Annotated in this window: 27 protein-coding genes; 18 read left to right on the forward strand and 9 right to left on the reverse strand. The window is 47.6% G+C overall.

Annotated elements, in window-relative coordinates; translation table 11 throughout:
* The first annotated feature begins 84 nt into the window (after window positions 1-84).
* Window positions 85-438 (forward strand): TRASH domain-containing protein, encoded by a 354-nt coding sequence (locus tag OM95_RS09540; RefSeq protein ID WP_041873042.1) that lies wholly within the window; start codon window positions 85-87, stop codon window positions 436-438.
* Here the strand turns inward: OM95_RS09540 and OM95_RS09545 are convergent.
* On the reverse strand, window positions 435-1,172 hold the full coding sequence (locus OM95_RS09545) for a tRNA-uridine aminocarboxypropyltransferase (RefSeq protein ID WP_291516014.1): 738 nt from the start codon (window positions 1,170-1,172) through the stop codon (window positions 435-437). The two genes, OM95_RS09540 and OM95_RS09545, sit on opposite strands and share 4 nt — an antisense overlap.
* 144 nt (window positions 1,173-1,316) lie before the next feature.
* Here OM95_RS09545 and OM95_RS09550 point away from each other — a divergent pair, with 144 nt between their 5' ends.
* Complete coding sequence (locus OM95_RS09550; RefSeq protein WP_041873044.1) at window positions 1,317-1,583, forward strand: hypothetical protein; 267 nt, start codon at window positions 1,317-1,319, stop codon at window positions 1,581-1,583.
* A 74-nt stretch (window positions 1,584-1,657) separates the two neighbouring features.
* The gene (locus OM95_RS09555) at window positions 1,658-4,144 is read left to right on the forward strand and encodes a cation-transporting P-type ATPase (protein ID WP_291516016.1); all 2,487 of its coding nucleotides are present in this window, start codon (window positions 1,658-1,660) and stop codon (window positions 4,142-4,144) included.
* On the opposite strand, the gene OM95_RS09560 is transcribed toward OM95_RS09555, so the two are convergent.
* The gene (locus OM95_RS09560) at window positions 4,133-4,489 is read right to left on the reverse strand and encodes a KH domain-containing protein (RefSeq protein WP_041873046.1); all 357 of its coding nucleotides are present in this window, start codon (window positions 4,487-4,489) and stop codon (window positions 4,133-4,135) included. The two genes, OM95_RS09555 and OM95_RS09560, sit on opposite strands and share 12 nt — an antisense overlap.
* Before the next feature lie 258 nt (window positions 4,490-4,747).
* Here OM95_RS09560 and OM95_RS09565 point away from each other — a divergent pair, with 258 nt between their 5' ends.
* On the forward strand, window positions 4,748-5,536 hold the full coding sequence (locus tag OM95_RS09565) for a DUF4423 domain-containing protein (protein ID WP_041873049.1): 789 nt from the start codon (window positions 4,748-4,750) through the stop codon (window positions 5,534-5,536).
* 28 nt (window positions 5,537-5,564) lie between these two features.
* Here OM95_RS09565 and OM95_RS09570 read toward each other — a convergent pair whose 3' ends face one another.
* On the reverse strand, window positions 5,565-6,695 hold the full coding sequence (locus tag OM95_RS09570) for a hypothetical protein (RefSeq protein WP_041873051.1): 1,131 nt from the start codon (window positions 6,693-6,695) through the stop codon (window positions 5,565-5,567).
* 74 nt (window positions 6,696-6,769) lie between these two features.
* Complete coding sequence (locus OM95_RS09575; RefSeq protein ID WP_041873053.1) at window positions 6,770-7,693, reverse strand: universal stress protein; 924 nt, start codon at window positions 7,691-7,693, stop codon at window positions 6,770-6,772.
* Window positions 7,694-7,876: 183 nt separating this feature from the next.
* Here OM95_RS09575 and OM95_RS09580 point away from each other — a divergent pair, with 183 nt between their 5' ends.
* The 4 genes from OM95_RS09580 to OM95_RS09595 all read left to right on the forward strand — a co-directional run bounded on the left by OM95_RS09580 (window position 7,877) and on the right by OM95_RS09595 (window position 10,529).
* Window positions 7,877-8,269 (forward strand): hypothetical protein, encoded by a 393-nt coding sequence (locus OM95_RS09580; RefSeq protein WP_041873054.1) that lies wholly within the window; start codon window positions 7,877-7,879, stop codon window positions 8,267-8,269.
* A 78-nt stretch (window positions 8,270-8,347) separates the two neighbouring features.
* The gene (locus OM95_RS09585; protein WP_041873056.1) at window positions 8,348-9,706 is read left to right on the forward strand and encodes a hypothetical protein; all 1,359 of its coding nucleotides are present in this window, start codon (window positions 8,348-8,350) and stop codon (window positions 9,704-9,706) included.
* Window positions 9,706-10,077, forward strand: a complete 372-nt coding sequence (locus OM95_RS09590; RefSeq protein ID WP_041873057.1) for a hypothetical protein — start codon at window positions 9,706-9,708, stop codon at window positions 10,075-10,077. Before OM95_RS09585 ends, OM95_RS09590 begins: the two co-directional genes overlap by 1 nt.
* Window positions 10,078-10,139: 62 nt before the next feature.
* Window positions 10,140-10,529 carry a hypothetical protein gene (locus OM95_RS09595; RefSeq protein WP_041873059.1) on the forward strand — a complete coding sequence of 130 codons (390 nt, stop codon included), beginning with the start codon at window positions 10,140-10,142 and terminating at the stop codon, window positions 10,527-10,529.
* A gap of 15 nt (window positions 10,530-10,544) precedes the next feature.
* On the opposite strand, the gene OM95_RS09600 is transcribed toward OM95_RS09595, so the two are convergent.
* Complete coding sequence (locus OM95_RS09600) at window positions 10,545-10,805, reverse strand: metal-sensing transcriptional repressor (protein ID WP_041873060.1); 261 nt, start codon at window positions 10,803-10,805, stop codon at window positions 10,545-10,547.
* 41 nt (window positions 10,806-10,846) lie between these two features.
* Between OM95_RS09600 and OM95_RS09605 the strand changes: the two genes are divergently transcribed.
* The 4 genes from OM95_RS09605 to OM95_RS09620 all read left to right on the forward strand — a co-directional run bounded on the left by OM95_RS09605 (window position 10,847) and on the right by OM95_RS09620 (window position 18,218).
* Window positions 10,847-12,136: an ABC transporter substrate-binding protein gene (locus OM95_RS09605; RefSeq protein ID WP_041873179.1), complete on the forward strand. Its 1,290-nt coding sequence runs from the start codon at window positions 10,847-10,849 to the stop codon at window positions 12,134-12,136.
* 116 nt (window positions 12,137-12,252) lie between these two features.
* Entirely contained in the window at window positions 12,253-15,048 is a 2,796-nt protein-coding gene (locus tag OM95_RS09610) for a tail fiber domain-containing protein (RefSeq protein WP_041873181.1), read from the forward strand.
* A gap of 1 nt (window position 15,049) precedes the next feature.
* Window positions 15,050-16,474 (forward strand): fibrinogen-like YCDxxxxGGGW domain-containing protein, encoded by a 1,425-nt coding sequence (locus OM95_RS09615; RefSeq protein WP_041873182.1) that lies wholly within the window; start codon window positions 15,050-15,052, stop codon window positions 16,472-16,474.
* 76 nt (window positions 16,475-16,550) lie between these two features.
* Entirely contained in the window at window positions 16,551-18,218 is a 1,668-nt protein-coding gene (locus OM95_RS09620; RefSeq protein WP_041873062.1) for an alpha-glucosidase, read from the forward strand.
* A gap of 90 nt (window positions 18,219-18,308) precedes the next feature.
* On the opposite strand, the gene OM95_RS09625 is transcribed toward OM95_RS09620, so the two are convergent.
* A complete protein-coding gene (locus OM95_RS09625) occupies window positions 18,309-18,647 on the reverse strand; it encodes an ankyrin repeat domain-containing protein (RefSeq protein ID WP_041873063.1) in 339 nt (112 codons plus the stop codon).
* Window positions 18,648-18,809: 162 nt separating this feature from the next.
* Between OM95_RS09625 and OM95_RS09630 the strand changes: the two genes are divergently transcribed.
* Complete coding sequence (locus OM95_RS09630; RefSeq protein ID WP_041873183.1) at window positions 18,810-19,364, forward strand: hypothetical protein; 555 nt, start codon at window positions 18,810-18,812, stop codon at window positions 19,362-19,364.
* 53 nt (window positions 19,365-19,417) lie between these two features.
* Here the strand turns inward: OM95_RS09630 and OM95_RS09635 are convergent, their stop codons facing one another.
* Window positions 19,418-19,696: a hypothetical protein gene (locus OM95_RS09635; RefSeq protein WP_041873064.1), complete on the reverse strand. Its 279-nt coding sequence runs from the start codon at window positions 19,694-19,696 to the stop codon at window positions 19,418-19,420.
* A 193-nt stretch (window positions 19,697-19,889) separates the two neighbouring features.
* On the opposite strand from OM95_RS09635, the gene OM95_RS09640 reads away from it, so the two are divergent.
* Window positions 19,890-20,498: a M15 family metallopeptidase gene (locus tag OM95_RS09640; protein ID WP_041873065.1), complete on the forward strand. Its 609-nt coding sequence runs from the start codon at window positions 19,890-19,892 to the stop codon at window positions 20,496-20,498.
* Window positions 20,499-20,638: 140 nt separating this feature from the next.
* On the forward strand, window positions 20,639-20,845 hold the full coding sequence (locus tag OM95_RS09645; protein ID WP_041873066.1) for a hypothetical protein: 207 nt from the start codon (window positions 20,639-20,641) through the stop codon (window positions 20,843-20,845).
* 12 nt (window positions 20,846-20,857) lie between these two features.
* Here OM95_RS09645 and OM95_RS09650 read toward each other — a convergent pair whose 3' ends face one another.
* Window positions 20,858-21,313, reverse strand: a complete 456-nt coding sequence (locus OM95_RS09650; protein WP_041873068.1) for an SRPBCC domain-containing protein — start codon at window positions 21,311-21,313, stop codon at window positions 20,858-20,860.
* Between the two features lie 34 nt (window positions 21,314-21,347).
* Between OM95_RS09650 and OM95_RS09655 the strand changes: the two genes are divergently transcribed.
* The 3 genes from OM95_RS09655 (at window position 21,348) to OM95_RS09665 (ending at window position 22,958) form a co-directional block, all read left to right on the forward strand.
* A complete protein-coding gene (locus OM95_RS09655; protein ID WP_041873069.1) occupies window positions 21,348-21,539 on the forward strand; it encodes a hypothetical protein in 192 nt (63 codons plus the stop codon).
* A 74-nt stretch (window positions 21,540-21,613) separates the two neighbouring features.
* Window positions 21,614-22,495, forward strand: coding sequence for a site-specific DNA-methyltransferase (locus OM95_RS09660; protein WP_291516019.1), 882 nt, complete (start codon window positions 21,614-21,616; stop codon window positions 22,493-22,495).
* Between the two features lie 61 nt (window positions 22,496-22,556).
* Window positions 22,557-22,958: a nuclear transport factor 2 family protein gene (locus tag OM95_RS09665; protein WP_291516021.1), complete on the forward strand. Its 402-nt coding sequence runs from the start codon at window positions 22,557-22,559 to the stop codon at window positions 22,956-22,958.
* A 48-nt stretch (window positions 22,959-23,006) separates the two neighbouring features.
* Here the strand turns inward: OM95_RS09665 and OM95_RS09670 are convergent, their stop codons facing one another.
* Window positions 23,007-23,987 carry a hypothetical protein gene (locus tag OM95_RS09670; RefSeq protein WP_041873070.1) on the reverse strand — a complete coding sequence of 327 codons (981 nt, stop codon included), beginning with the start codon at window positions 23,985-23,987 and terminating at the stop codon, window positions 23,007-23,009.
* Between the last annotated feature and the right edge of the window lie 71 nt (window positions 23,988-24,058).

The raw sequence follows: 24,058 nt of genomic DNA on the forward strand, positions 1-24,058 counted from the left end.
TAGACCTTAATCTGTCACAAATGTCATTGAAGGCTCCTAAAGCCTCATGTAAAACGAGCGTTCTTAAGCACTGCGAGGTAAATAATGAAACTTCTAATAATGATTATCACGACCTTTCTACTGTCAGCGGTCAGCCAGGCCGCAAATTGGAAGATTGTTCCCAATAAAGAAGTTTGCATGGTCAACGAAACCCATTTTGCCCGACCGCAGATCGCGGTTCCCGTAGACGGAAAAATTTATTATGGCTGTTGTGACAACTGCAAAAAAACTTTAAGCGAAAATGCCAGCGCCAGAATGGCCAAAGACGCCTTGACGGGGAAGAGCCTTGATAAAGCGCGCGCCGTCATTGCGGCAAACCCCGCAGGTCACGTTTTGTATTTCGAAAGCAAAAGGAACTTCGAACAATTTATGAAACGGCCTGATCAAAATAAGAACTAGGCATAATTTTTCCGTAGAGTTTGCGGCCGACGATAGCGCGTCGGCTTGTCGAGTTCGTCCGCTTTCCTGATAAAACTCAATTGCAGCTCTACCATCGAGTCGAAGACCTTGAGAAGACGATCATGGGTGCGTGACGAAATATCAAATCCCTGGCTGTCGCCCAGAAGTTCAATTGTGTGATGAATAGCTTCTAGAGTTGAGTAGCAGGCTTGGTGCGGCTGTTTGCGAACCCGGAAGTTCGAAGGTTTTTCGGGGGAGAAGCAAAGACGTGGTAAATTTGTAAGATTCTGACTTTGCCGCATCATTTTTTTGGCGGTCAACCAGGTTCCGTCAATCACGAACAAAGTGAGTTTCTTCGTGGAGTCAAAAAGAGCTTTTCGTTCGTCTCGTTTTAAAGGTGTTAAATTTGTCGAGGTTTTACCCGGATAAAGAATCATACATTGTCGATCAGGGTCCGCTAGAATCTGATTCACTTCAGGCACTTCGGTGTAATTCTGTCCACGGATTAAATAAGAGCCTTCCAAGCAAAGGTGGGACATGCGGCCCGTGGCGATACGACGGCGTACTTCAATAGGGTGAATCAAAATCACAAAGTCAATATTCGGATGAAAGCGTTCGATATGGCGACAGTAGCACGAAAAACGCGGCTGGATGCAGGCAGTGCAAAGTTCACGATGGGTGGGTGCCGTGGCGGCAAGTCGTTCTTTTAGTGCCAAGTAGTCTTTTAAGTTCATCCGGTGTCTCCAGGTGCTTTGCAGAAGTGTCTCACAAGATCGGCTCTCGCAAAATCTTCAAAAGAAAGGGTCTAGGAAGCTTAGGGTTGCCTTTTCCCAGAGGAGTCGCTACAACGTCGGAACCGTTTAAAGAAAGTAGATCCCATGCAAGACTTTATCCCGCCCAGACCGCCTAAATCCTTCCGCCTTGTGTTGGAGTTGAATAGATCTGAAAAGCGTCTGGACACCGTTCTGCTCGCCGCGATCAAGGCACAGAACGAGGATCTAAACTTACGAGAGATCACAAGGACCCAATACAAAGAGCTTTTCAAGGAAGGCAAGATTCTGATCAAAGGTCAGCGAGCGACACCATCTTCCTCGGTTGCAAAGGGTGTTACCTACGTGGATATTCTGGGATTTAAAAATAAATAGCGCCTTCTTTCGTGCTGGACCGCAAAAATCCACAAGGCGCTTTTCTTTGTCTTTTTTTCTTTTGATAATGAAATATGAAGAAAATTATCTCATTTGAAAATCTTCAGGGAATCGTCCTTGGTCAAGAGGGCCTGTCCCTTGCGTCCGTGATCGCCCAACAAAAAAAGTTCGGGCGTAACGAAATTGTCGAGGATTTTGCGCAGCCGTGGTGGGCCATTCTCATTGAAACCCTGAAAGATCCCATGGTGGCTTTGCTGGCTGTCGCAGGATCTATGTTTCTGTTTCTAGATAACTACAGCGAAGCCATCACGCTTTACGTGGCGATTCTTCCCTTACTGGCGATGAATCTTTACCTTCATCATCGCACACAGGCCTCAACCCGCGTCCTTAAAGCACAAATCAATCGCTCCGTCTGGGTCTGGCGTGAAGGAAGAAAAATCGAGATTGATTCCTTAGATCTTGTCCCTGGGGATCGGGTTTTGCTGAAAACAGGGGATTATCTTGCGGCCGATGGATTTTTTGAGAGCACGGACAAACTGCTGGTCGACGAATCTATTTTGACAGGTGAATCCCTTCCTCTGAAAAAAGATTTTCTGCATCAAGGTCCCCCTGCCAATCTACTGACGCCAGTGTCAGTGCCGAGTGAAGCTTTGGGTTTTGCGGGAACCCGAGTCGTGCGTGGGGATGGCGTCTTGCGCGTCTTAGCCATCGGTCCTAAAACTGAATACGGCACCATTCTTCAGACTCTTTCGGATGTCCCCCAACAAAAAACGGCTTTGCAAATTGATATCGCAAGACTCGTCAAGACTTTGACTTTTGCCGGGTTTGTTTGCTGCCTTTTACTGGCGGCCGTACGCCTCTATCAGGGCAAAGGGTGGCTGGATGCGATTCTAAGTGCTGCGATTCTGGCTGTCGCGGCAATGCCGGAAGAGTTCCCGATTGTATTTTCATTTTTCCTAGGGGTTGGTGTTTATCGCCTTGCCAAAGAAAATGCCCTGGTAAGACGAGCTGTGACCGTCGAAAACATTGGCCAGGTCGAATGCATCTGCACAGATAAGACAGGCACCATTACGCTTGGCGAGCTGCAAGTCGTGAATGTTAAAAATGCTTCAGGCATTTCCAAAGATCTTCTTTTGGAAGGTGCTTTAATGGCCTCGGAAGAGTTTCCGACGGACCCCGTGGATATTGCTATTTCTCGCTTTGCCAATAGTGTCAGCTCTTTGACGAAACTTTGCAGCTTTCCTTTCACAGAGCTGCGCAAAAAAGAATCCGCGATTTACCAAAGGGCTTCTGGAGAAGTTGTTTGTGCCGTTAAGGGCGCCCCTGAAATTATTTTTGATCTTTGCGCTATGCCCGAAGAAGAACGAAAGCACTGGAAGCAAGTCGTTCTTGACTGGTCCGGCAATGGGGAAAAAGTGCTCGCCTTTGCGCAGCGGGCTCTGGGGGGTAAGGAAAACACTCAGACAGAGCCGTCTTCAGGTTTCACCTTCGGTGGGCTTTTAGGATTTTCGGATCCTCTTCGCCCAGAGGTGAGGGGGGCGATGGAATATTGTCGTCAGCACGGGATTAAAGTCATCATGCTAACGGGGGATCATCCTCAAACTGCCGCCGCCATAGCGACCCAGGCGGGGATGGTCGAGAATACGCCCCGAGTTCTGTCGATGGAAGAGACGGATTTATATAAAACCAAAGAAGACATTCAAAGTCGGATTTTTGAAATTGCCCAATATAATGTCATTGCTCGTTGCAATCCTTTACAGAAGGTTTGGATTGTTGAAGCGCTTAAAACACAAGGTAAGGTTGTCGCGGTCACTGGGGACGGAGTGAATGATGTCCCGGCCCTGCAAAGAGCGGACATTGGTATTGCCATGGGAAAACGTGGTGCCCGGGCTGCGCGCGAGGTTTCTGCGATTATTCTTGCCGATGATAATTTTGCGACGATTGTGAAAGCAATCCGCGAAGGCAAGCAGCTTTTAAAAAATTTGAATGTCAGTTTTGAATACCTGCTTTTTATGCAGATCCCTCTGGTTTTGGGAGCCGCCATCATTCCTTTGGTAGGATATCCTTTGTTATTCCTTCCGGTCCACTTGGTTTGGATGGAGTTGATCCTACATCCGACGTCTCTTTTGGCCTTTCAACTTCCGGTGGCGGGCGATGGGAATAAATCTACGCTGGGCGACTTCTTTAATCGCAAAAAATTATTTTTAATTTCATTTGATGGCTTATTGATTCTTCTGATCATGATCGCCAGCTTTCGCTTCGGAATCGGGGAAGAAAAAGGGGCTGGCCATGCGCGCGCCAATGCGTTGGTCATTCTTTGCCTGGCCAGCGTCGTCTTTGTTCTTCGTAAAACGTTCTTGGGCACCAAAGCCAGCGCTTGGATTTTTATCCTTACCTTGTTTTCAACCGTGATTCTGGTTCAGATCCCGTGGCTTTCGCAACAGCTGTCGCTTCAGCCTTTGGATTTCTTCGACTGGGTGCGTGCGTTTACACTGGTTTTCGTCGCTGCACTGGCTTCCGAATTCATTAGCCGGCGGGCCAACACATCTTCAGCGGGATGAATTATTAAAGTAGGGAATTTCAATCACCGATCTGAAGCCATTTTTCATGGTCATCGTGGTGGTGATTCTGCGCAGGGATTCGATGGTTTGTCCCCCCCGGCCAACAAGATGTCCGTAGCTGTCCTGGCGGCAGTCGATTTTGAATATCGTGGTTCGTTCTGCGACGTGGAATTCGATGGAAAGCTTTTCGTCCTCTGGCAAAATATTACTTAGAATCGTTTTTAACAGAGCACAGATTTCCTGGCGAAGAAGGGTCTTTCTTTCTTCATTGTCCAGAACTTCGAGTTCCTCAGATGCTTTTCTTCCTTTGATCTTTACTATTTGAATTTTCGTTTCATCCGACATTTTTACCCCCTTTCACTAAACTAACTTTTGGGGAAGTCAAAAAAAAGTCCCCCTGAACCTTAAATTGTTTCCCATTGAAATGGTGGAGATCAATAAACAGGCGTTTCTTCACCAATAGCTTTTGGGACGACTCAGTATGACCTAAATCCGGCTGAGGATTTGTGTCTGGCAAGATTTAAGAATTTGCTAGAAACAGAAAGTGTTTGGGAACAATGGCCTTTTTCCATAAGCTTTGCTTAACTGATTCAGGGAGTTGCAATGCCGGTACTTCATGCACAAAAACGACTTGTCGAACAATTGATTGCGGACTTCAAGAGTAGAAACAACAAGAATCCGAAGTTTTCTTTGCGGGCCTATGCGCGAACTTTGGGGGTCAGTCCCACCTCTTTGTCGCAAATAATGAGTGGAAAACGCAAACTCACCTATCCTGTGGCCGTGGTCATTTTTGATAAAGTCGCAATGGATCCGAAAGACCGTGATCAGGCTTTATCAGTTCTCAGAACTCATATGCAGGATGAGCGTAGACGGAAGACAAAATACGACGTTATCGAAGTTGAAGCGCCGGTCAGTAAAGTGTCACTAAGCTGGCTTGAAATGGCGATTACTCCTTTCATGTCCACACCTCATTACAATGGCGGAGCTGAGAGCATCGCCCGGTACTTCGGCGTTTCAAAACAAGAGGCGAGCAATGCCTTAAAACATCTTGAGCAGATGCAGATTGTTGAATGGAAAGACGGGGGATATCGGGAAGTATTTAAAGCGGAGCTGCGCTACGGCTCCGAACGAATGCCCACGGAAGTTGTCAAAAAGCTTCGTTTGGAAAGCCTGGAAAGAACTCGTGAGCTTGTTTCTCGGAACCCTCCCGAAGATCAGGGTTTTATGGGTGTGTCCTATATGGCAGTGTCTGAGCAGCATAAAACAAAAGCCCTGAACGAGCTGCAGTCCTTTGTCAAAAACTTCAGGAAGAAGTATGGCACCATAGGCGAAGCCGATGAAATCTTCTTACTCTCTGTAAATTTTCTTTCTTTTGCGCAACAAGGAAAATAAAAAAGCCCGCGTAGGCGGGCTTGGGGATCTATTTCTTCATCTTTTGAATAAGCTCTTTCATGCTCTTCAGTTCGCGATCGACATCTTTGGGAAGATGCGTGCCGGAAGAACCCGTGTAGGCCATCGTGACCAAGTCTTGATATTCCTTCAGGCAGGAGGGGGCGATAGCGGAGGCTGGATGTTCCAGAACACATTGTTTGAGGTAGAGTTCTGGTAGCGAATAAAAGGCTTTTTGTTCGTAGCGTCTTTCGCAGAAAGAAAGCCAGTATAAAATATCCGGTTTAAGAGGCGTATCAGGATACTGATCCAGGTATTTATAAAGTACGCTGGAAATTTTCAGATAGGCGATGTCTTTTTGTGGGGAAAATTCAAAGTCCCCTTGCAGTTCGTCTTTAAGTTCAGTCTCAACATATTTTTTTAGTTCGGCCTGTTGGTCGGCATTGAACTCAGCGTAGCCTTCTTTCTTCATTTTTTCGGCTGCTTTTTTAAAACCTGCGATTTTTTTCTTCAGGAGCTCAGGCAGCTGTTTGTTCTTTTGATTCTTTTCTAAGGACTTGATGAGGCCAGGTAGATCTCTTTTGACTCGAACAAAGTAGTAAACTTTGCGAGCGACAGCCTTTTCGACGTTTTCAAAAGGCACTCCGTTACCGGGATAGTCAGCGATGACCTCGTCGTAAAGAGGCACGGCTTTGTCGAAGTTGCGGACGATAAATAAGAATTCAGCTTCGTCATAAGGCTTTGTCAGCGCATGTTCTTTATTGAAAAACTCAAACTTTGTCGATGTGGCCGGCAGTTGGGTGTGGCAGGACATGCACACACTCAAAGTCGAACGCAGCATCCACAGTGAATAGTCTTTATTGCCGACGCGATAGATAAGTTCCGCTTCTTTTAGCTGCTGATTCAAAGCATTGCTGGAAATGGCAAATCCCGATTTTTTGATTTTTCCCTCATGCGAGATCTTTTCACTCAAAGACACCATGTTCTTTAATGATTCGTCGATCTTTTCGAAGTTTTTCGGATCGCGATACTCGACGTCAGAAACGATATAAGGTTTTAATACGAAAATCTCTTTGAGCATTTGATCCATGTAGGGTTTAACTTCCCCCTGAGCCCACGAACCAAAACCAAAAAACACCACAAGACTTAAAAACTTCGCCATAGAAGCCCCCCCAACAAAATCTAAAAGACGTGGACCTGCAATGCAAGCCCGGCGTCTTTACCTGAATAAAAAAATTAGGAACGTACGACGACCACTGGTACTTTGGCAGTGGCGACCATCGCACGCAAGTTGCTTCCAAGCACGGTGCTGGCGATAATGCCATGGCTTTGATGACCCATGAAGATTAATTGCGTTTTGTCTCCGGCATAAGCCAATGCGGCTTCGACCAGATTCGCCTTTTCCGATTCGATGTGGAAAGAGCAGTCCAGGCCTTTCTTTTTAAGGCGTTCGATTTTCTTAGTCATCGAGACTTCGGCGTCTTTTTTCATGTCGTCGAAGATCGTGTTGAAGGTCGGCAAAGCTTCGCCAGAGGCATAGGCAAACTGTTGTGCCGTACTCATTGTTTCCGCCAGCGAATAATAGAAAGTCAGACTTGCGCCGGTCTTTTGCGCGAAGCTCACCGCATAGGTTTCTGCCGCACGGCACTTTTTAGTAAGATCCGTCACCACAAGGTAGTGCTTCTTTTTGTGTTCTCCCAAGTGGAAGTCTTCTTTTAAAGCTCCAGGGCCAAGAATGAATGCCGGGCGTTTGACATTGCGGACAACCTCTTCGGCCGTACTGCCCAGGAAGAATCTTTCGATTCCCTGAAGGGAGCGCGTGCCTAACACAAGTCCTTCAAAGTTTTCTTTGGTCACAAGTTTAACGATCTCTTCAATAGGCCAACCCAGCTTGACAAAGAGTTTGCCAGGTCTTTGAAAGTTACGAAGAACGGGTGCATATTTCTCTGTAAGTGAGTCTACAAATTTCCTTCTGCTGTCCCCATTCAACATTTTTTTCGCAAGATGCTCATTCAGATGATGCACGTAGACTAAGTCCACGGGGCATTCCAGCATAACGGAAAGATCGGAGCCAAGTCTTTGTACTAAGGCCGATCTTTTTTTGGCTTGTTCGTCTGTCGCGTGAGGTTCGTCGGCAACCAGAATAGAACGTGGGATCATATGCAGTCTCCTTGTTTTATATAAGTCATAACAGAAGATTTCCTAAAACTGAAATCTTATGGCTGACACGGGGTTTATGATCCAGGACATATTCCGGGGGTCTACACGGTGGTATTTATTCAATTGAGCTCGGATGCTCATTCAAGATGAAGCGAAAGGCTCACAACCACAAAAGGAGTATTTATGAAAATCGCAAAATTAATATTGGCAGCCATGGTTTCTATGAGTCTGAACGCATTTGCTGGTCAAGCAGAGCCAGTTGAAAAAGAAGTGCAGATTGGCATCAACGGTGTTTACGTTCCAGGCGGTTTCGATTCTGCGTCTGACGTCTTTGTGGTTGTGAACGGAATTTTCCAAAACGGATGCTATAAATGGAAAAGAGCGGATGTGAGCCACTTGGATACCTATTCTCATGAAATCAAGTCCATCGCCTCTGTCAGCCCTGGCATGTGTTTGATGGTCTTGATCCCATTCCAAAAAGAAGTTCGTTTGGGTAAATTCGCTGCCGGCAAACACGTTTTGCGTTTCGAAAATGGCGACGGAACTTACCTTGAAAAATCTTTGATCGTTGAGTAGCTAATTCAATAATCACGGTTCGCAAAAGGGATCTGCAAAGGTCCCTTTGTGATTTCATGTCACTGAGGGGCGCGCTCCATGAAAAAACTTATTCTTATTGCTGTTTTATTTTTGGTGTCGTGTGGAGAAAAAAAAGGTCTGCAACCTATCGAATGGCGTAAAGGTGAGCCGCCGTCAGCCCTGCAAAGCCTCAATGACGTAAATTTAACTCTGCCCTCGAAAATGCAATCCTTGGACGAAGTCGTCGAACTTCGCGAGCAGAGAGTGCAGGGTGTTCCGGTAGAAAATAGTTTTGTCAAAAATCTGAAAGATTCTACCGGGGACGACGTTCTGGTGCGGGCATCCGTCTCGTTAGAAGAGGGGAAATTAAGTCAACTTAAACTTGACGAGTTTGCCTTGAAGAAAGTGTCCATTGCCAAGGATTTAAAAACGGCTTTCCCTATTTTTCGTAAATTTGCCCCAGAAAAAATTGAGATGATCGTAGCCTACAATCGTGGTTTCTATGAACCATTATGGCGAGTGGTTTATACTGATCAAAAAGGGGTTCCTTGGGAAGTGCGTTTGAGTCGCCTGCTTGAGGTTCGCGGCGTGAAAAGAGTGGGCTCGCAGTTTCATGACACTGTTGCCGCCATTTTCCCTAAAGGTCCCAAAAAAAGTCAGATCCAAGAAGTGGTGCTGAAAGATTTAAGAGCACAACCAACGTTGGCGAATTCTCGCCTTCTTGTGAGCTCGCAAGCCTCTGCGAAAATCGTCAGCGTGACTGAACCACTGAAATTCAATCCCCAAGACAGCCGCTTTGATCAAGTGCAGGTGTTCTATTTTATTGAAGAGTCTTTAAAGTGGTTCGAAAATAAACTGAACGTGAAAATTCCTTTTCAGCTTCAAGCAGAGATCCATGTCGGCGCTCCGGAAAAAACCAATGCGGCCTTCTATTATCAAGGCAAAATTCGACTCGGTGCCGGGGATGATGAGTTCTATTCTCGCATTCCGCAGGATCCTTCCATTGTCGTGCATGAAAGTGTGCATGCCCTGATTGAGGCGGTGGCGCGACTGCCTTACGAAGGGGAGGGCGGTTCTTTGAACGAGGCATTCGCAGATTTTTTCACCGCCTCTCAACTTAATAACCCTAACATGGGCGAAACGGCCTATTTAAAGGGGCCGTTCCGTCGCTCTGTTGTGAATGATTTGAAGCTGTCGGATAAGAACGGCGGTCTTTATCATGACTCGGGAATTGTCAGTGGAACTTTGTGGTCTTTAGCGACTCGATTTGGCCCTGACCGGGGACGACAAATTGCTCTTTTGACTTTGAATCGGCTGGTACCATCCAGTGATTTTCAGGATTTTGGCGTGCATCTTCGCGAGGTCCTGCCGCTGGTATTGAGCACGGAAGAAGATCTTCAGGCCGCGCGCGCCATTTTGGCTGAAAGGGGGTTCTGATGCTTGCGAACTCGATCCTAGGACTGTGGATTTTCACCAGTCTGATCTATCAGGGTGAACCGATGCCTTTGCCGAACCCCTCTTTGAAAATTCAGTATCAGTTCGAAGATACGGGAATGAACACTCTGCGCTATCACCGTGAAGGCGAGCAAGGGTTCTGTGAGCGTCGCGCCCTCTATGAATTTTCCGAAGGAAAACTGGTGCAACAGGTCGTCTGGGTGAATCCTCAGAACGCTTTTAGCTGTCATCAGGATATGGACATGCGCTTGGGCTATCAAAGCTGGTCGAAAGCTTGGCTAAAGGACGGGAAGTTTTATCTGGCAGTTCAGATGGGTGAAGAAAATCTGATCTACGTTTGGGAAAAAAACTGAAGAACCTTTGGGCTTTTGGCAAAAAGAAGATATCCTAAAGAGGACCTAAAGAAGGGAACTCTATGAAGCATCTTAAATTGATCGTAATCGTCGTCACGGCGTTGTTCTCATCGCTGACTTTGGCGCAAGAGCCTCCGCGTCCCGGCGACCCTCAGTTCGGCGCAGAGGGGCGTTTGCTGATTCTTAAAGTGGTGCCTGGTGATCGAACCGCCAAACTTTTCTTCGTGGGAAAGAAGGCCGCCGAACTCGACTTCAACAAAGATCATAAACTTCTTTCCGTCACCGCCCTTAAGAACGGCCAAACCGAGACTTTGCAATTTAAAAATAACGGAGACTCTTACGAGGTCTTCGGTCTTCCTGGTGGAAAAGAACCTTATTCGCTGGGTGTAAAGTCTGAAGTTAAAGGCAAGGTTGAAGAACTTAAGGTGAAGATTCAGCCCGCAAAGCCTTAGCGTTTTACGGACGAGTTAAATATATTTTGTGATTTCCTTGATCTCGTCCAGATCAATATTTTTGTGATTGCCGTCCAGGCAGTGCTCGATGTGATCGTGAATATAAACGCTTTTCGCCGCAGCAATTGCCTTGGTGACGGCGTGGAGTTGGCGCGCAACATCGACGCATTCTCGCTGCTCTTCAAGCATCGCAATCACAGTTTCCAGATGCCCTTTGGCGCGCTTTAACCTTTTCGAAACATCCTCGTGACTTGCATGTTGCTTTTTGTTTGACATGTGCTAAATATCCCCTCCCCGGGGATAGGATGTCAAGAGTGATGAAAAAGTTATTTACGATGGAAACCCAGATTCTTTTAGGCCGTTTGCTGACAAGGTCCGGCGACCAGGCTTGGGATTTTGTTATTCCTTTCGCACTTCTGCATGTCTTTCCGGGGAAGATTCAAATCGCCGCTCTTTATTATCTACTTATCAAAATCGGCGGCTTTCTGCTAACGCCTTGGGTGGGACGCTGGATTGATACCAATCAACGTCTGCGGGTTGTGAAGGCCGGCGTCTGGATTCAATTTGTTGCCGTTCTTGGTGGTGTCGTTATTTTCTATGTGCTTGATGAAGCTGTTCATACGGGCGCGCCGTCGGATTTATGGATTGCCACTTTGTTTTTGCTACTTTCTGGCGTGGGGATTTTAGCGTCATTGGGTTCGTTGATCACCGATATTAGTGTTGGCAACGATCTGGCTCCAACCCTGGTGCCCGCGGAAAAATTAACCTATTTCAACAGTTGGTTACGGCGTATTGATTTGGGGACAGAGGTGGGTGCACCGATTGTTGCTGGCGTTCTTTTTTCTTTGAGCTCGGTGTACAGTCACCACTTCGGTCTGTTTTTGATTGCTCTTTGGAACATGCTTTCTTTTGCCCCGGAATATCTGCTTTTGACCAACGTGATTAAAAAGTCCGGTCTGAAAAACAAAGAAGTCAGTTCGGCGAAAAGCTGGGCCGAACTTTTTTATTTTAATTGGAAGGACTCTTTAACGAGCCCGATTTTCTGGTTGATCTTCAGTTACGCTCTGTTGTGGCTGTCGGTCCTCAGTCCACATGGTGTTTTGTTAGCAGGATATCTGAAAGACAAAATGGCGTTGCCGGAAGCCGAGATCGGAGTTTTTCGCGGACTGGGGGCGATCTTTGGGCTGTTCTCGACTTTGAGTTTTCCAGTGTTGGTAAAAAAAGTCGGACTGATTGAAAGTTCAAAAGTGCACCTGGCTTTTCAAGCACTCACCCTTTGCGTGGGCATCGTGGCGTTTTCGTTCGGGACCTCCTGGAGCACTTACATCTTTTTATCCTGCATCTTGCTTTCGCGAATCGGTCTGTATGGCTTTTCCAACGGAGAGTTTGAGTTGCGGCAAAGAATGATTCCCGAGGGAAAAAGAGGACAGCTCAATTCCTTCAGTCACTTGACGACGACTTTGGCGACGCTTTTGCTTTTTGGCGCGGGCAGTGTTCTTTCGAGCACCAGCGACTTTAAATATCTGGTGTATGCATCGCTCGCTGCCGTTCTTCTGGCAAATGTGGTCTTTCTAAGATGGGCTAAAGCGACCGAGGGTGGAATATAAGAGCTCGGGTCTTGTTCCGCGAAATACCACGCCAATTGCGAATTAAATACATGAAAATCCGTTGTATTCCCAGATTGTAACTAAGGTTCCCATAGATGGGTTCCGATAAGAAGAGTATGAAACAGACGGGAACGTTACTGGTAGCTCTGTTCTTCTTAGGTGGACCTGCGTTTGCAGCGCCCGCCGCGCTTACTTATCAAGGTCGTATCGTGAAAAGTTCGGGTGCTCCCTTGGAGTATAACGCCGTGGCTTTTCAGTTCGAAGTCTTAGCGCCTAATAAAGTCTGCGTGCTTTACCGTGAACAGCTTAATCATATCGATATGACGAACTCCAATGGTGTGTTCGATGTAAAGATCGGGTCGTCCCATAGCTTTCCCGCTTCACCGACCTTTACGATCTTAGACGCCTTCAGCAATGGTACGGCCTTTACCTGTGACGGTGGCTCGCCCTACAACCCAGGTTTGACGGATGGACGTTTTTTAAGAGTTAAATTTCATGATGGGGCTTCGTGGCAGACCATTTCTCCTGATAATGAAATTCGCACAGTTCCGTTTTCGGGTTTTGCGGCGTCGGCTGCGCAATTGGGCTCGCACGTTTCAACTGATTTTGTTTTGAAAAATGAAGTGAACGACAATTTAAATTGTTCTGCAGGTAACTTTCTGACCTGGGATGCAACGACAAAAAAATTTGGTTGCGCGGGAGTTTCCGGGGCGAGCGGTGGCACCGTGCAAACGGTGACAGCTGCCAGCGGCAGCTCTCCTTATCTTGCAGTCTCTGCCGATACGGTCAATCCAGAAATCACCTTGAACGTGGGTACTGTCGCGGGAACCGTGGCGGCGGGAAATGATTCTCGTTTTACAAATTCTCGACCTCCCAACGGCGCCGCGGGTGGCGCATTGTCTGGTTCCTATCCCAGCCCTGGATTGGCGACGAATGCGGTGCAAACAAGTCATATTGCCGATGGAGCTGTAAGTACCGCCAAACTTTTTGTAAATCCTGGAATCAATCGTCTGGTGATGACCGATTCATCTACGGGAGACACTTTCGCTCCTATGGCCTGCGCTTCGGGCCAGCTTCTTACTTGGAATGTCACGCTCGGGTGGCAGTGTACAAATACTGCAAGTTTAACTGTCGGCAGTGCTGCGGCCGCAACGACGGCGACAAATCTTTCAGGAACTTTAGCGGGCGACGTTTCCGGCACACAGACTTCCACAAGTGTGGATAAAATCAAAGGTTTGCCGGTCGATTTCACCGTGGCGCCAAGCCATGGACAATTTTTAAAATTTGATAACGGCAAATGGATCGCGTCTTCGGATAACAATGCCGGCGGCACGATTTCATCTTTAACCGGCGACGTTTCTGCCAGTGGGTCAGGGGCCGTGATTGCGACGGTGAACGCAGTGGGTGGCTCGACGGCCGCCAATATCAATACGGCGACGGTGGCTGCCAACGCGGCTACAAATCTAAATACGGCTTCGACAATTGTGAAACGAGACGCTTCAGGAAGCTTCAATGCGGGTGCTGTGAGTGTTTCTTCCCATGTGTATCGCGATTCTGGCAGTAACACGGTCACACTTCAGGCCCCGGCGGCGGTGACAAGTTCGTACACTTTGAAATGGCCCACAGCCGTGGGTTCGGCCAATCAGGTGCTGGGCACGGATGCGTTGGGTAACTTGTCCTGGGTGACGCGCTTAAGCACCGTCAACTTAGGCGACATCAAATCCACGGTCACACCTTTTGGTGGGGTTTTTGAAAATTCCACTTGCACCTCTGCGCAAACGCTGACGTATCAATCTTCGACAGATACTTTCATTTGCCAACCGATTTCCGTGAGTGCCGCTAATTTCGCAACTCAATCGGCCAATTTAGTTTTTGCTGGCCCGGCTTCGGGTGCTGCCGCAGCCCCGAGCTTTCGCGCTTTGGCTTCCAACGATCTGCCAAAGACTGGAACTGATGGGGTCTTTGTCAACGGCGGAAATAACTTCGGCGCAGCGACTTCGCTGGGAACCACGTCTGCGACGAATCTGGATATCAAAACAAACAATACCGCACGCCTGACAGTTTTATCTTCGGGCGAAGTGGGCGTCGGGGTAAGTCCGGTCGCAAATTTTCAAGTGCATGGAACTGCCATCATGGGGACTGGCAACAGCACTTTCACGAATGCGTTAAACTGGGTTATCGGCTCCTCCAATTCCATCACCAATTCGGGCGGGGGTAACGCCAGTGCGATGAACATCATCGGTTCGAACAACGCGATTTCAACAACTCTTCTGAATTTTTCCTATAGTCTGGATCTTTTTGGTCGCAATAACACGGTCGCCAACGCAGGTAACTCTTACGTCGCTGGCCGAGGCAACACCGTGACAGCCTCAAACAGTGTGACGATCGGTTCGGGTCTTACGAACGCGGTTGCCAGTTCTTTGCAGATCGGCCCGAACAACACGGCGAAAATCACGATCTTGTCTTCAGGCAATACCGGTATTAACACCACGGCCCCGAGCGAAGCTTTAGAGGTGAATGGGAATGTGAAGGCAACGGCTTATCTTTATACTTCGGACGCACGCCTGAAGAAAGACATCGTGACACTGCCACAAGCTTTGGCAAAAGCGTTGAAGCTTCGTGGTGTCAATTTCGTTTGGAAAAGCACCGACGAAAAAACTGTGGGCTTTATTGCGCAAGAAGTGGAAGAGGTTTTCCCCGAGTTAGTTAAGACCGACAAGGTCTCGGGGTATAAGGCCGTTCAATATGGAAATATCGTCGCGATACTGGTGGAGGCTTTGAAAGAAGAACATCAGCAACGGGTGCAAGCGCAAGCGCGCGCCGAAGAAAGATTTCAGCAACTTGAAAAAGAGAATCTGGAACTGAAACTTCGTCTGGAAAGACTGGAAAAGGCTCTTGTGGATGGAAAGTAAAATGCCACTTTTTCTGAAATTCATTGCGCTTTCCGTCTTGGGTTTGGCGTTGATGGGAATTGACACCGTCGATAGTGGTTTTAAGGTTGTGCGCGGGACAACGAAAGCTATTTACGCCCACAATGTTTGCAAAAAGATTGTGAATTCTGATGCCTCGAATGACTTCTTTGTGTCCACTAAGACCGCGGCAGAGTGGAGTTCGTTTCGAGCCGCGACGGTGCCGGGGTTAGCGCTGCAAAGCTGCAAGTCTTGCTGGGACATTTTAAACAATGGCGGTTCAGTCGGGGATGGCATCTATCACATCGACCCCTCGGGAAGTTCTCCTTATCCTGTCTACTGCGACATGACGACCGATGGTGGTGGCTGGACTCGGTTGTTCAAACATCAACAAGCAGGAGGATTTTTTGCTAACGCCGCGGATGCCGATGCTAAAAACACGTCGGATCCCAACAACAGCCTTTATTCTATCCTCAATCAAATGGATTATTTTAAAACCCCCACCAATCGTTATCACTTTCGGATCACTTGGCCCGGGGAAAGTTTTAGAAATCTATGGTGGCAAACCACCAGCCCTCGTGCCGACGTGGTCGTTGCGGGTTACAAGACGGACTTCGTGCAAGCTTACTCGAACTATTGGGGCGGTCTAGAGTTTTCAAACGGCACCCATGGGCCGGCCAGCAATTCCTCGTATATCGATGGTTCTGTGAATCACGCAAATTGGTTTTACGCGATTGGTTCTTTCGTCGTTTGGGGATCGACTCCGCCAGGCATTCCCGCGTCGGAGGATATGGGAGTCTCACACGGGGCCGCGGAAGTAAATTTATGGATTAAGGAAACAGACACCCAGACGATCTATTCTTCATGTAAAGCGATTCTGAATGCCGGGGCCTCGAAAGGCGACGGTATTTATGTGATTGATCCCGATGGCGCTGGTGCGGGCGTGGCCTATGAGGTTTATTGTGACATGACCACCAGTGGTGGGGGGTGGACATTGGTGGCTCATTCCAATGGCGCAGTGACGGCCTCAACACCGAATGATTTTCTAGTGAATACGTATAGTCTGGCGTCAGTGGCTAAACCGGGAATTCCCAATACGCAGGCCTCTTTGAATCCTGAACAGTTTTCGACCTTGGCAAGTACCACGGATGCCATGTTTATTTCCCCCAGCTATAACGCAGGGGCCGCTATTGTGGATTTGGCTGGGGGCACCTGGAATTATAACAGCACTAAGTGTACTGGCAACCTTCGTCATACCAGTCGCACGGCCGGATGTGCCGGTCAAAACGCCAATGATAACTACAATAGCTCTGATGCCTTTAACATCGCCGTTAATTCGGGGAATGAAGGGATTGTGCCCGCCTACAAAGCCAGTGAGGTTTGTTATAGCGGCAAAGGCTCTTGCACCTTTAGATTTTTCCTAAGATAAGACACGGCGCCAAGTGACAGGAAAGTCCGTTTTTGATTCTATTGTTGCCATCGTTTTTTAACAAAAAGGTGGCAACATGACTCCGTCCAAAAAATGGTGGAAAGAATCCGTCGTCTATCAAATTTATCCGCGCAGTTTTATGGACTCGAATGGGGACGGTGTCGGGGACCTTCAAGGAGTGACGGCGAAACTGGATTATCTGCAAGATCTGGGCGTGGATGTGCTTTGGATTTGTCCCATGTATAAGTCTCCGCAGGATGACAATGGCTATGACATCAGTGATTACCAAGAAATTCACGCCGAATTTGGCACGATGGAAGATTTTAATACCCTCTTAAAAGAAGTTCATAAGCGGGGTATGAAGCTGCTGATCGATCTTGTGATCAATCATACCAGTGACGAGCACCCGTGGTTTATTGAATCGCGCTCATCCAAAAACAATCCGAAAAGAGACTGGTATATTTGGCGAGATGGAAAGAACGGCAAAGAGCCGAATAACTGGGAGAGTATCTTCGGTGGTTCCGCCTGGAAGTATGATGAAAAAACACATCAATACTTTATGCATATCTTTTCCGCCAAGCAGCCGGATTTGAATTGGGAAAATCTGGAAATGCGTCAGGAAGTTTATAAAATGATTCGCTGGTGGTTGGATAAAGGCATTGACGGTTTTCGCATCGATGCCATCAGCCACGCCAAGAAAGAGGCGGGACTCGCCGATATGCCGAATCCGCAAGGATTGGAGTATGTGCCCTCCTATGCCAAACACATGAACGTGCCGGGCATTCAGGACTATATCACTGATCTTTGCAAAAATACTTTTGTTCACTACGACATCATGACCATCGGCGAAGCCAATGGTGTTTCCGCTGAAAATGCGGAAGAGTGGGTCGGTGAATCGCAAAAGAAATTCAACATGGTGATTCAGTTCGAGCATGTCGGATTGTGGGATGCAAATCCCGAAAAACGCATTGATTTATTAAAAGTCAAAGAAGTCTTTGGACGCTGGCAAAGAGAGCTAGAGAACAAAGGCTGGAATGCGTTGTTCGTAGAAAACCACGACGTGCCCCGAATTATTTCGAAATGGGGAGACACTAAAAACCACTGGCGTGAAAGTGCGACGTCCCTTGCGGCGATGTATTTCCTGATGCAAGGGACACCGCTGATCTATCAGGGGCAAGAGATCGGAATGACCAACACGACCTTTCAGGGGCCCGAGGACTTTAATGATGTTTCGGCAAAAAATCACTTTGCGATTCGCCGAAAACAGGGCGCGACGGATGCGGAAATCACCAAAGAACTGGCCAACTCGTCGCGCGACAATGCGCGCACACCGATGCAATGGAATGGCCAAGTCAACGCCGGATTTTCGACAGGGACACCTTGGTTGAAGGTGAATCCGAACTATAAATCGATCAACGTCGAAGCCCAGCTCCAGGACCGCCTGTCTGTTTTCAACTTTTATAAAAAGTTGATTCAAATTCGCAAACAACATTCCGTCTTTGTCTATGGCACCTATAAACTTGTAATGGAGTCTGATCCTCAAGTCTATGCTTACACGCGAACTTTTGAGGGAACGCAGGTCTTGGTGATTTGCAATATTTCGGATAAGTCGGCCCTGTTTGCGGAAAAGGGAATTATCTTGAAGTCTGAAAATCTTCTTTTGGCAAACTATGAAGACCTGGCATTGGGAGACACCGAGCAACTGACTCTTCGTCCTTATGAAAGCCGGGTTTATAAAATTTAAACTGATCCAGCAGTCTGTTTGTAGCGCGGGGGATTTGGTGCGGAGGAAATACTTTAGCGGTGCTCCGTTCAGCACGGCCTCCAGCCTCAGTCAAAAGCGCCCCCCGAAAAGAGCTCTCCAGAAGGAGAGCTTTGGTTGAACCCCTCTTTTTCGCAACTCTTCCAAAACAATTTTGTTTTTATAAAAAGTCGCGGCCTCAAGGGGCGTTTGATCGTCGAAAAATGACTTTAAGCGGGGATCTGCTTTGTGTTCCAAAAGATAAAGAGCCACCTCGGTGTGTCCGGCGGCGATCGCCGCCACCAAGGGTGTCGCCAAAATTTCGGGGTGTTGATAGTTAGGATTTACACCATTTTCGATATGGTAGCGCACTAATTCCATGTCGCCGCGTTGAGCGGCCGAATACATCTCTTTCCAGTCTCCCGCAGACATAACAGCTCCTTGAATACTGGTATTGTGTTGGCCCTTCCCGGGCACTGTCAAAAATATTGTCAGATGTCTGCTTCCGAAACGTCTCTATTGGCGCCCTCGTCGTGGCGCGCATTTCGCTATAAGGGCTCATGTTCTGGAAACTCAAAAATGAAAGGTTTTGCTATGAAGAAGACTTTAGCTGTTCTTTTCTTATTGATGGCTGGCAATATGGCACAAGCGGCCCCCTATTATGCGGGTGTGGGTTGTAATGAAGAAGGGACACGTTGTACCTTCGGAAAACCATCGGGACGTGTCTTGAATTGGAGTAAAAAAGGAACCATACAAGAGCTGGGCGAGCGCTGCGAAAAATTCATTAACAACATTGAAGCGCGCAAGAACGAAATCTCGAAAAGCCAAAAAGTCGAGTTGAAGTATAAGAACTTCACTTATTCGTGGTCTAATGAGATCCAAGAAGACGGACGAGCAAAGATTGTCTGCGCCGTTGAGTTGCATTCAGAGTTGCCTGAAGTGAAGTTTGAGACTAAGTCAGTAAAAAGATTTTTCTGGGTCTGCGAAAACAAAGATAGTGCCGGTGTGTGCGCCCATTATTTCGATGAATGTGAAGCCGTTCGTGATGAGGCTTTGCGTGACGGTTCTGTTTTAGATGCGACCATTTATCGCGGAGGCTCGTTATTGCAGGGAAATATCTGCGATATCGTGACCGTGAAGTTTAAATAAAAATCCCCACCACGAGATATTAAAAAGCCCGGAACTTCCGGGCTTTTTTGTTATTAGAAGCCTTGGATTTCAAGCAGGGTGCAATCTGCTGACATCATCGGAACAACAATAATGCCTTCGCCGTTATCAAGAAGGAACTCAACGCCGTAAGAAACGACGCCACGAGCGTCTGCTTTTCCCGAGCCAAAGACATTCACGGGTGTTGCTCCAGTGGCATGAACTTCATCCATATAGTCTCGTGCGTAGGCGACGGCCTCCGCTTCGCAAACTTGCGTTTGTGCGAAAGAAAATAGAGGGGAAAGAAGAAAAGTGGCGACGATAGTCCATTTCATAAGTGCTCCTTTAAATGCGACTCTTATAGTGAACTTTTCAGCATTCGGGTAGTCTTAGCGACGATTTTTAGAAAATCTTCTAATATTTTCAGGGGGTTCAACGCGAAACCGTCTTCACAGAAGGCCGTTTGTTAAAACGAAATCGCATTTTAAGTCGTTTGACTGTGGGGGACGAGGTCCATAGGCTTAGGGGATGACATCTTTTCGCGCACAAATTCAATGGATTGAACAGACCTTTCGTGAAATCAAGCCCTCTTCAGAGGTGGCTTTAGACCTGAAATACGCCAGCGAAGACAACTTTATGCAGAAGGATGTTTACCAAGGTTTTCAGCGTTGTTTTCTGGCTCCCATCGCTTATACGATGTTCGAGAATGCCTGTAGAGTGTTGCGGGAAAATCATCCGCACCTGCAATTTCTGATTTGGGACACCCTTCGTCCGCGCAGTATTCAATCTTTGTTTTATGCGCACCTTGAGGGAACTCCATTCCAAAATTACGTGGCAGCACCTTTTCCAGGCTCTTTGCACAATTTTGGTATGGCGATGGATTTAACTCTGCAGACGAAAGAGGGTGAACCGCTTGATATGGGGACGGGGTTTGATGATTTTCGTGACCTTGCCCAGCCCAAGCTTGAGCAGAAGTTTTTGGCCTCCGGAGAATTAACCCCTCAACAACATGCCAATCGACTTCTGCTTCGAGAGCTTTTAGAGTCACAGGGATTTAAGGTTCTAGAGCATGAATGGTGGCATTTTAATGCTCTTCCCAAAGACCAAGTCCATGGCCTGCATCCCGTCCTGGAATAGTTTTTTGCGAGCAGCCCTCTGAAAAGCAATCCAAGTTTTGCACGAGGGTCCAGGAAAGGGCTCGTTCAACATTAAAATTTCCGACAACAGCCGTGGCATTTCATACACTGAGCCTCTATCGATGTCTCCGAGGAGTGAAAATGCGGAAAACTTTGGCGGCCCTGAAGGGCCGCGTGCTTAAGGTTTACGAAGTGATAAAAGAACTTGATCAAATACCTTTACGAAATCTGCGTGGCGATTTTTACGAAGCAGAATCACCTAAAAAAATAAAACGCGTCCCCCGGCAGAACAAAGTACGCGTGGAAGATCTTCGTCCCGGTTCGACTTATGAAGATAAATCTTCGTAAGAATATTGAACGCTATTTCAAAACTTCCTTATAGGCGCCCTGGCGCAGGTTGATCCCATATTCCAGATAGGCTTTCATCGCGAAGAGCATTTGCGACCAACCCTTGCAGTTGCCAAATGCAGCGCTCATACCTGTTTCCGACGGGCTCCAGCCCTCTTCTGTCACTGTCACTTTGGATTCTTTTGGATTTAGAGCTTCAAAAACAAATTCGACTCGGTTGTCTTTGCCACCTTCTGCGGAACCCCACGCAAACACAATCAGTTTGTCTTTGAGCACGTTTTTCGTGTGCACAGGAAATGCCCCGGGGAAATCGGCAAACTCCCATTGCACCGTTGTGCCTTCTTGCAGAGGACCGGTCGCTCCTCCTGTGATGAAGTAGGCACTTAATTTTTTCGGGTTGTAGACGGCGTCGAAGACTTCGGCCACGGGTTTTTGAATGATGACCCACGTATCAAATTTCGGTGTCATAAAGGCTCCTCGTTCTGATTTCTACTTACGTGATATGACGGAATTGCTTGTACGGTTTATGATTCAAGAAACGGCTTTGTCTGTCAAACTCGCAGCCCTCATCCTGACTTTTGACGCTGACGATGTTGGATTTCCGTCGTTTCAGCGTCTTATGAAGTCACTGAGTGTCGGAATACCAACAGGTCCGATGAGGTCATTGAAGGAAATGGTCGAGGTCTTTGCCTAAGTAGTCCTCGAAGAAATATTCTCTGGGCATACTAAAAGGAAGAAGGATTCTAAGGACGTTGCGGAGGAAAAACAATGGATGCAGGCAAGCTGGCTTCATTTCTGGATCAAATCATTTGTGGTGATGCTTTAGAGACTTTAGAAAAAATCCCAGACAACTCGATTGATCTCGCGGTGACCTCTCCGCCCTACAATCTGAAGAATTCCACGGGCAACGGTCTGAAGGATGGACGGGGAGGCAAGTGGTCAAAGGCCGCATTGCTGAAAGGTTATCCTAATCACGATGACAATATGCCACACTCGGAATACGTGGCCTGGCAAAGGGCCGTGATCGCGGAAACCTTGCGAACACTCAAGTCCGAGGGCGCTCTTTTTTATATTCATAAATGGCGTGTCCAGAATGGGATTCTTCAGGATCGGCAAGATATCGTCAGTGGCTTTCCCGTGCGCCAGATTATCATTTGGCAAAGAGCCGGAGGCATTAATTTTAATCCAGGCTATTTTCTTCCTACTTACGAAGTGATCTATCTTATCGCCAAGCCAGAGTTCAAACTTTCGCCTCAGGCCAACGCGTGTGGCGACGTCTGGAGTTTTTCGCAAGAAATGAATAACGATCATCCGTCGCCATTCCCGTTGGCCCTAGCGGAACGAATCATTTCTTCCACAGAAGCAAAGATTGTTCTGGACCCTTTTGTGGGATCGGGAACCACAGCGGTTGCCGCAAAAAAATGGGGACGGCAGTTTATCGGCATTGATATTGCCGAAGAGTATTGCAAAGTAGCAGAAGAACGGGTGCGTGAATTCAGCATCACGAAAGTGGATCCTTTCAAAAATAAATTGCTGTCGACGAAAGCATCACAATCTCGGGAAGCGCGAAAGACCGTCGAAGAAAGAAATCTGTCATTCTTCGAAGATCTCGAAATTGATGTAGCACGGAAGCCGGAAGTGGGACTGTAGAGTTACATGTGCTCAAGCTGCATTTTTCACAGCATGATAAGTGCTATGAAAAGGAGATCTCATGGAGACTTCACGACAAAATGAATCACAACCTTCCAAGGAAACCCTGGAAGTAGGTAAAAAGTTGGTCGAACTTTGTAAGCGTGGCGATAATATGAAGGCCATTGACTGGCTTTATGCGGAAAATATTGAAAGCCAAGAAGCGGCAGCGATGCCTGGTATGCCGGCGCAAATGCGCGGCATCGAAGCTATTCGCAAAAAGAATAAGGAATGGATAGAGCAAATGGAAGTGCACTCGATGGATGTTGCGGGGCCATTTCCGCACGGTGACCGTTTTGCTGTTCACTACAAAATGGATGTGAGTGAAAAGCAATCGGGAAAACGCTATCAAATGGAAGAAGTGGCGCTTTATACAGTTGCCAATGGTAAAATCGTAAAAGAAGAATTCTTTTATATGATGTAAAGAGTTGGTCCTTGGGCAGTTGTCCTGCTCAAGGATTGTGTTACTGGATTATCGTGCGACACCGGTTTCATAGGCTTTGCGAATCTCACGACCGCAAAGATAAGAGGCCCATCCCGAACCGATCTCGTTCCCACCTGAAGGCACTTCGTAGCGTGAAATAAGACCATAAAGATTTTTAGAAGCATTGATCCAAGGATAAAATCCGAAAAGGCCGGCACTGCTAAAACTGCCATCGCCGTTTTCATCATCTTCAACCCAATGACCGTAAGAGTAGTGCCAGTTCACTGCCAACGGGCTGCTGACTGCCGTCGTGCATTGACTGGGAAGAGTGCAAGTTGAATTTGCTCCCAGATAAGTTCGAATCAGAAGTTGATTGTTTAAAATCTTGCGAAGAAATAGGGCATAGTTGGCAGCATCCGTGTTGACGCCTCCGGCAAGCTGAGGCGAGGCGAAAATGAAGTCAAAGTCCGTGCCCAGTTGCGACTGATATTCCGTACGAAGCTGAGCCCGTGTCATGGTGGCAAGGCCGTTGTCTACGGCCCACTTCTGAAAGTGCCCGCCATTATAATAGAATTTGTTATCGTCCGCGGCGTTGTACTGTGAATTGGTTCCGACATTGGCGCATTCCTGCACGGTGTTCGTGCCGATGCAAGAGAGATTGCCAAAGCTCGTATATCCCGACAGCATTTTAAGATGTTTTTCAGTGGTCGAGTCAAAAGTGCCGCCACGCTTTTGCACGACATAAGCTCCGAAAAGCCACTTTGAAGCCGAGGCAATAGCCAAAGAGGTTGTGCGGGTAATGCTGCCGTTGCCGGTAGAGCCTGACGCCAAGGTGCTACTCCCGTTCCCGATTTCCCAGTAAAAGGGCACGATCGCGGTGCAGTTTGTATTGGTGTTTGCGGTGGTTTGGGCGGCCGCCACTTTTGCGGATTCTGAGGGGGCAGGGGTAAATTCAGGGACGGTGCCGTCGCCCTTGCAGCTGCACAAAAGAAATACATAAAATATGAAAACAACCGCGCTCTGTCTCATCTGTATAATTATTGAAGTCGACGCAGGTTTCGTCAAAAGTAATTTGGCGGAAGATCCTTTGCCCCCTATAC

Origin of the sequence: Bdellovibrio sp. ArHS, assembly GCF_000786105.1 — a bacterium.
In the GTDB taxonomy this organism is placed as follows: Bacteria; Bdellovibrionota; Bdellovibrionia; order Bdellovibrionales; family Bdellovibrionaceae; genus Bdellovibrio.

What these genes read in the sequence shown, in the direction of transcription:
- OM95_RS09540 (WP_041873042.1), top strand. Translation starts at nt 85, where the DNA reads ATGAAACTTCTAATAATGATTATCACGACCTTTCTACTGTCAGCGGTC.
- OM95_RS09545 (WP_291516014.1), bottom strand. Translation starts at nt 1,172, where the DNA reads ATGAACTTAAAAGACTACTTGGCACTAAAAGAACGACTTGCCGCCACG.
- OM95_RS09550 (WP_041873044.1), top strand. Translation starts at nt 1,317, where the DNA reads ATGCAAGACTTTATCCCGCCCAGACCGCCTAAATCCTTCCGCCTTGTG.
- OM95_RS09555 (WP_291516016.1), top strand. Translation starts at nt 1,658, where the DNA reads ATGAAGAAAATTATCTCATTTGAAAATCTTCAGGGAATCGTCCTTGGT.
- OM95_RS09560 (WP_041873046.1), bottom strand. Translation starts at nt 4,489, where the DNA reads ATGTCGGATGAAACGAAAATTCAAATAGTAAAGATCAAAGGAAGAAAA.
- OM95_RS09565 (WP_041873049.1), top strand. Translation starts at nt 4,748, where the DNA reads ATGCCGGTACTTCATGCACAAAAACGACTTGTCGAACAATTGATTGCG.
- OM95_RS09570 (WP_041873051.1), bottom strand. Translation starts at nt 6,695, where the DNA reads ATGGCGAAGTTTTTAAGTCTTGTGGTGTTTTTTGGTTTTGGTTCGTGG.
- OM95_RS09575 (WP_041873053.1), bottom strand. Translation starts at nt 7,693, where the DNA reads ATGATCCCACGTTCTATTCTGGTTGCCGACGAACCTCACGCGACAGAC.
- OM95_RS09580 (WP_041873054.1), top strand. Translation starts at nt 7,877, where the DNA reads ATGAAAATCGCAAAATTAATATTGGCAGCCATGGTTTCTATGAGTCTG.
- OM95_RS09585 (WP_041873056.1), top strand. Translation starts at nt 8,348, where the DNA reads ATGAAAAAACTTATTCTTATTGCTGTTTTATTTTTGGTGTCGTGTGGA.
- OM95_RS09590 (WP_041873057.1), top strand. Translation starts at nt 9,706, where the DNA reads ATGCTTGCGAACTCGATCCTAGGACTGTGGATTTTCACCAGTCTGATC.
- OM95_RS09595 (WP_041873059.1), top strand. Translation starts at nt 10,140, where the DNA reads ATGAAGCATCTTAAATTGATCGTAATCGTCGTCACGGCGTTGTTCTCA.
- OM95_RS09600 (WP_041873060.1), bottom strand. Translation starts at nt 10,805, where the DNA reads ATGTCAAACAAAAAGCAACATGCAAGTCACGAGGATGTTTCGAAAAGG.
- OM95_RS09605 (WP_041873179.1), top strand. Translation starts at nt 10,847, where the DNA reads ATGAAAAAGTTATTTACGATGGAAACCCAGATTCTTTTAGGCCGTTTG.
- OM95_RS09610 (WP_041873181.1), top strand. Translation starts at nt 12,253, where the DNA reads ATGAAACAGACGGGAACGTTACTGGTAGCTCTGTTCTTCTTAGGTGGA.
- OM95_RS09615 (WP_041873182.1), top strand. Translation starts at nt 15,050, where the DNA reads ATGCCACTTTTTCTGAAATTCATTGCGCTTTCCGTCTTGGGTTTGGCG.
- OM95_RS09620 (WP_041873062.1), top strand. Translation starts at nt 16,551, where the DNA reads ATGACTCCGTCCAAAAAATGGTGGAAAGAATCCGTCGTCTATCAAATT.
- OM95_RS09625 (WP_041873063.1), bottom strand. Translation starts at nt 18,647, where the DNA reads ATGTCTGCGGGAGACTGGAAAGAGATGTATTCGGCCGCTCAACGCGGC.
- OM95_RS09630 (WP_041873183.1), top strand. Translation starts at nt 18,810, where the DNA reads ATGAAGAAGACTTTAGCTGTTCTTTTCTTATTGATGGCTGGCAATATG.
- OM95_RS09635 (WP_041873064.1), bottom strand. Translation starts at nt 19,696, where the DNA reads ATGAAATGGACTATCGTCGCCACTTTTCTTCTTTCCCCTCTATTTTCT.
- OM95_RS09640 (WP_041873065.1), top strand. Translation starts at nt 19,890, where the DNA reads ATGACATCTTTTCGCGCACAAATTCAATGGATTGAACAGACCTTTCGT.
- OM95_RS09645 (WP_041873066.1), top strand. Translation starts at nt 20,639, where the DNA reads ATGCGGAAAACTTTGGCGGCCCTGAAGGGCCGCGTGCTTAAGGTTTAC.
- OM95_RS09650 (WP_041873068.1), bottom strand. Translation starts at nt 21,313, where the DNA reads ATGACACCGAAATTTGATACGTGGGTCATCATTCAAAAACCCGTGGCC.
- OM95_RS09655 (WP_041873069.1), top strand. Translation starts at nt 21,348, where the DNA reads ATGACGGAATTGCTTGTACGGTTTATGATTCAAGAAACGGCTTTGTCT.
- OM95_RS09660 (WP_291516019.1), top strand. Translation starts at nt 21,614, where the DNA reads ATGGATGCAGGCAAGCTGGCTTCATTTCTGGATCAAATCATTTGTGGT.
- OM95_RS09665 (WP_291516021.1), top strand. Translation starts at nt 22,557, where the DNA reads ATGGAGACTTCACGACAAAATGAATCACAACCTTCCAAGGAAACCCTG.
- OM95_RS09670 (WP_041873070.1), bottom strand. Translation starts at nt 23,987, where the DNA reads ATGAGACAGAGCGCGGTTGTTTTCATATTTTATGTATTTCTTTTGTGC.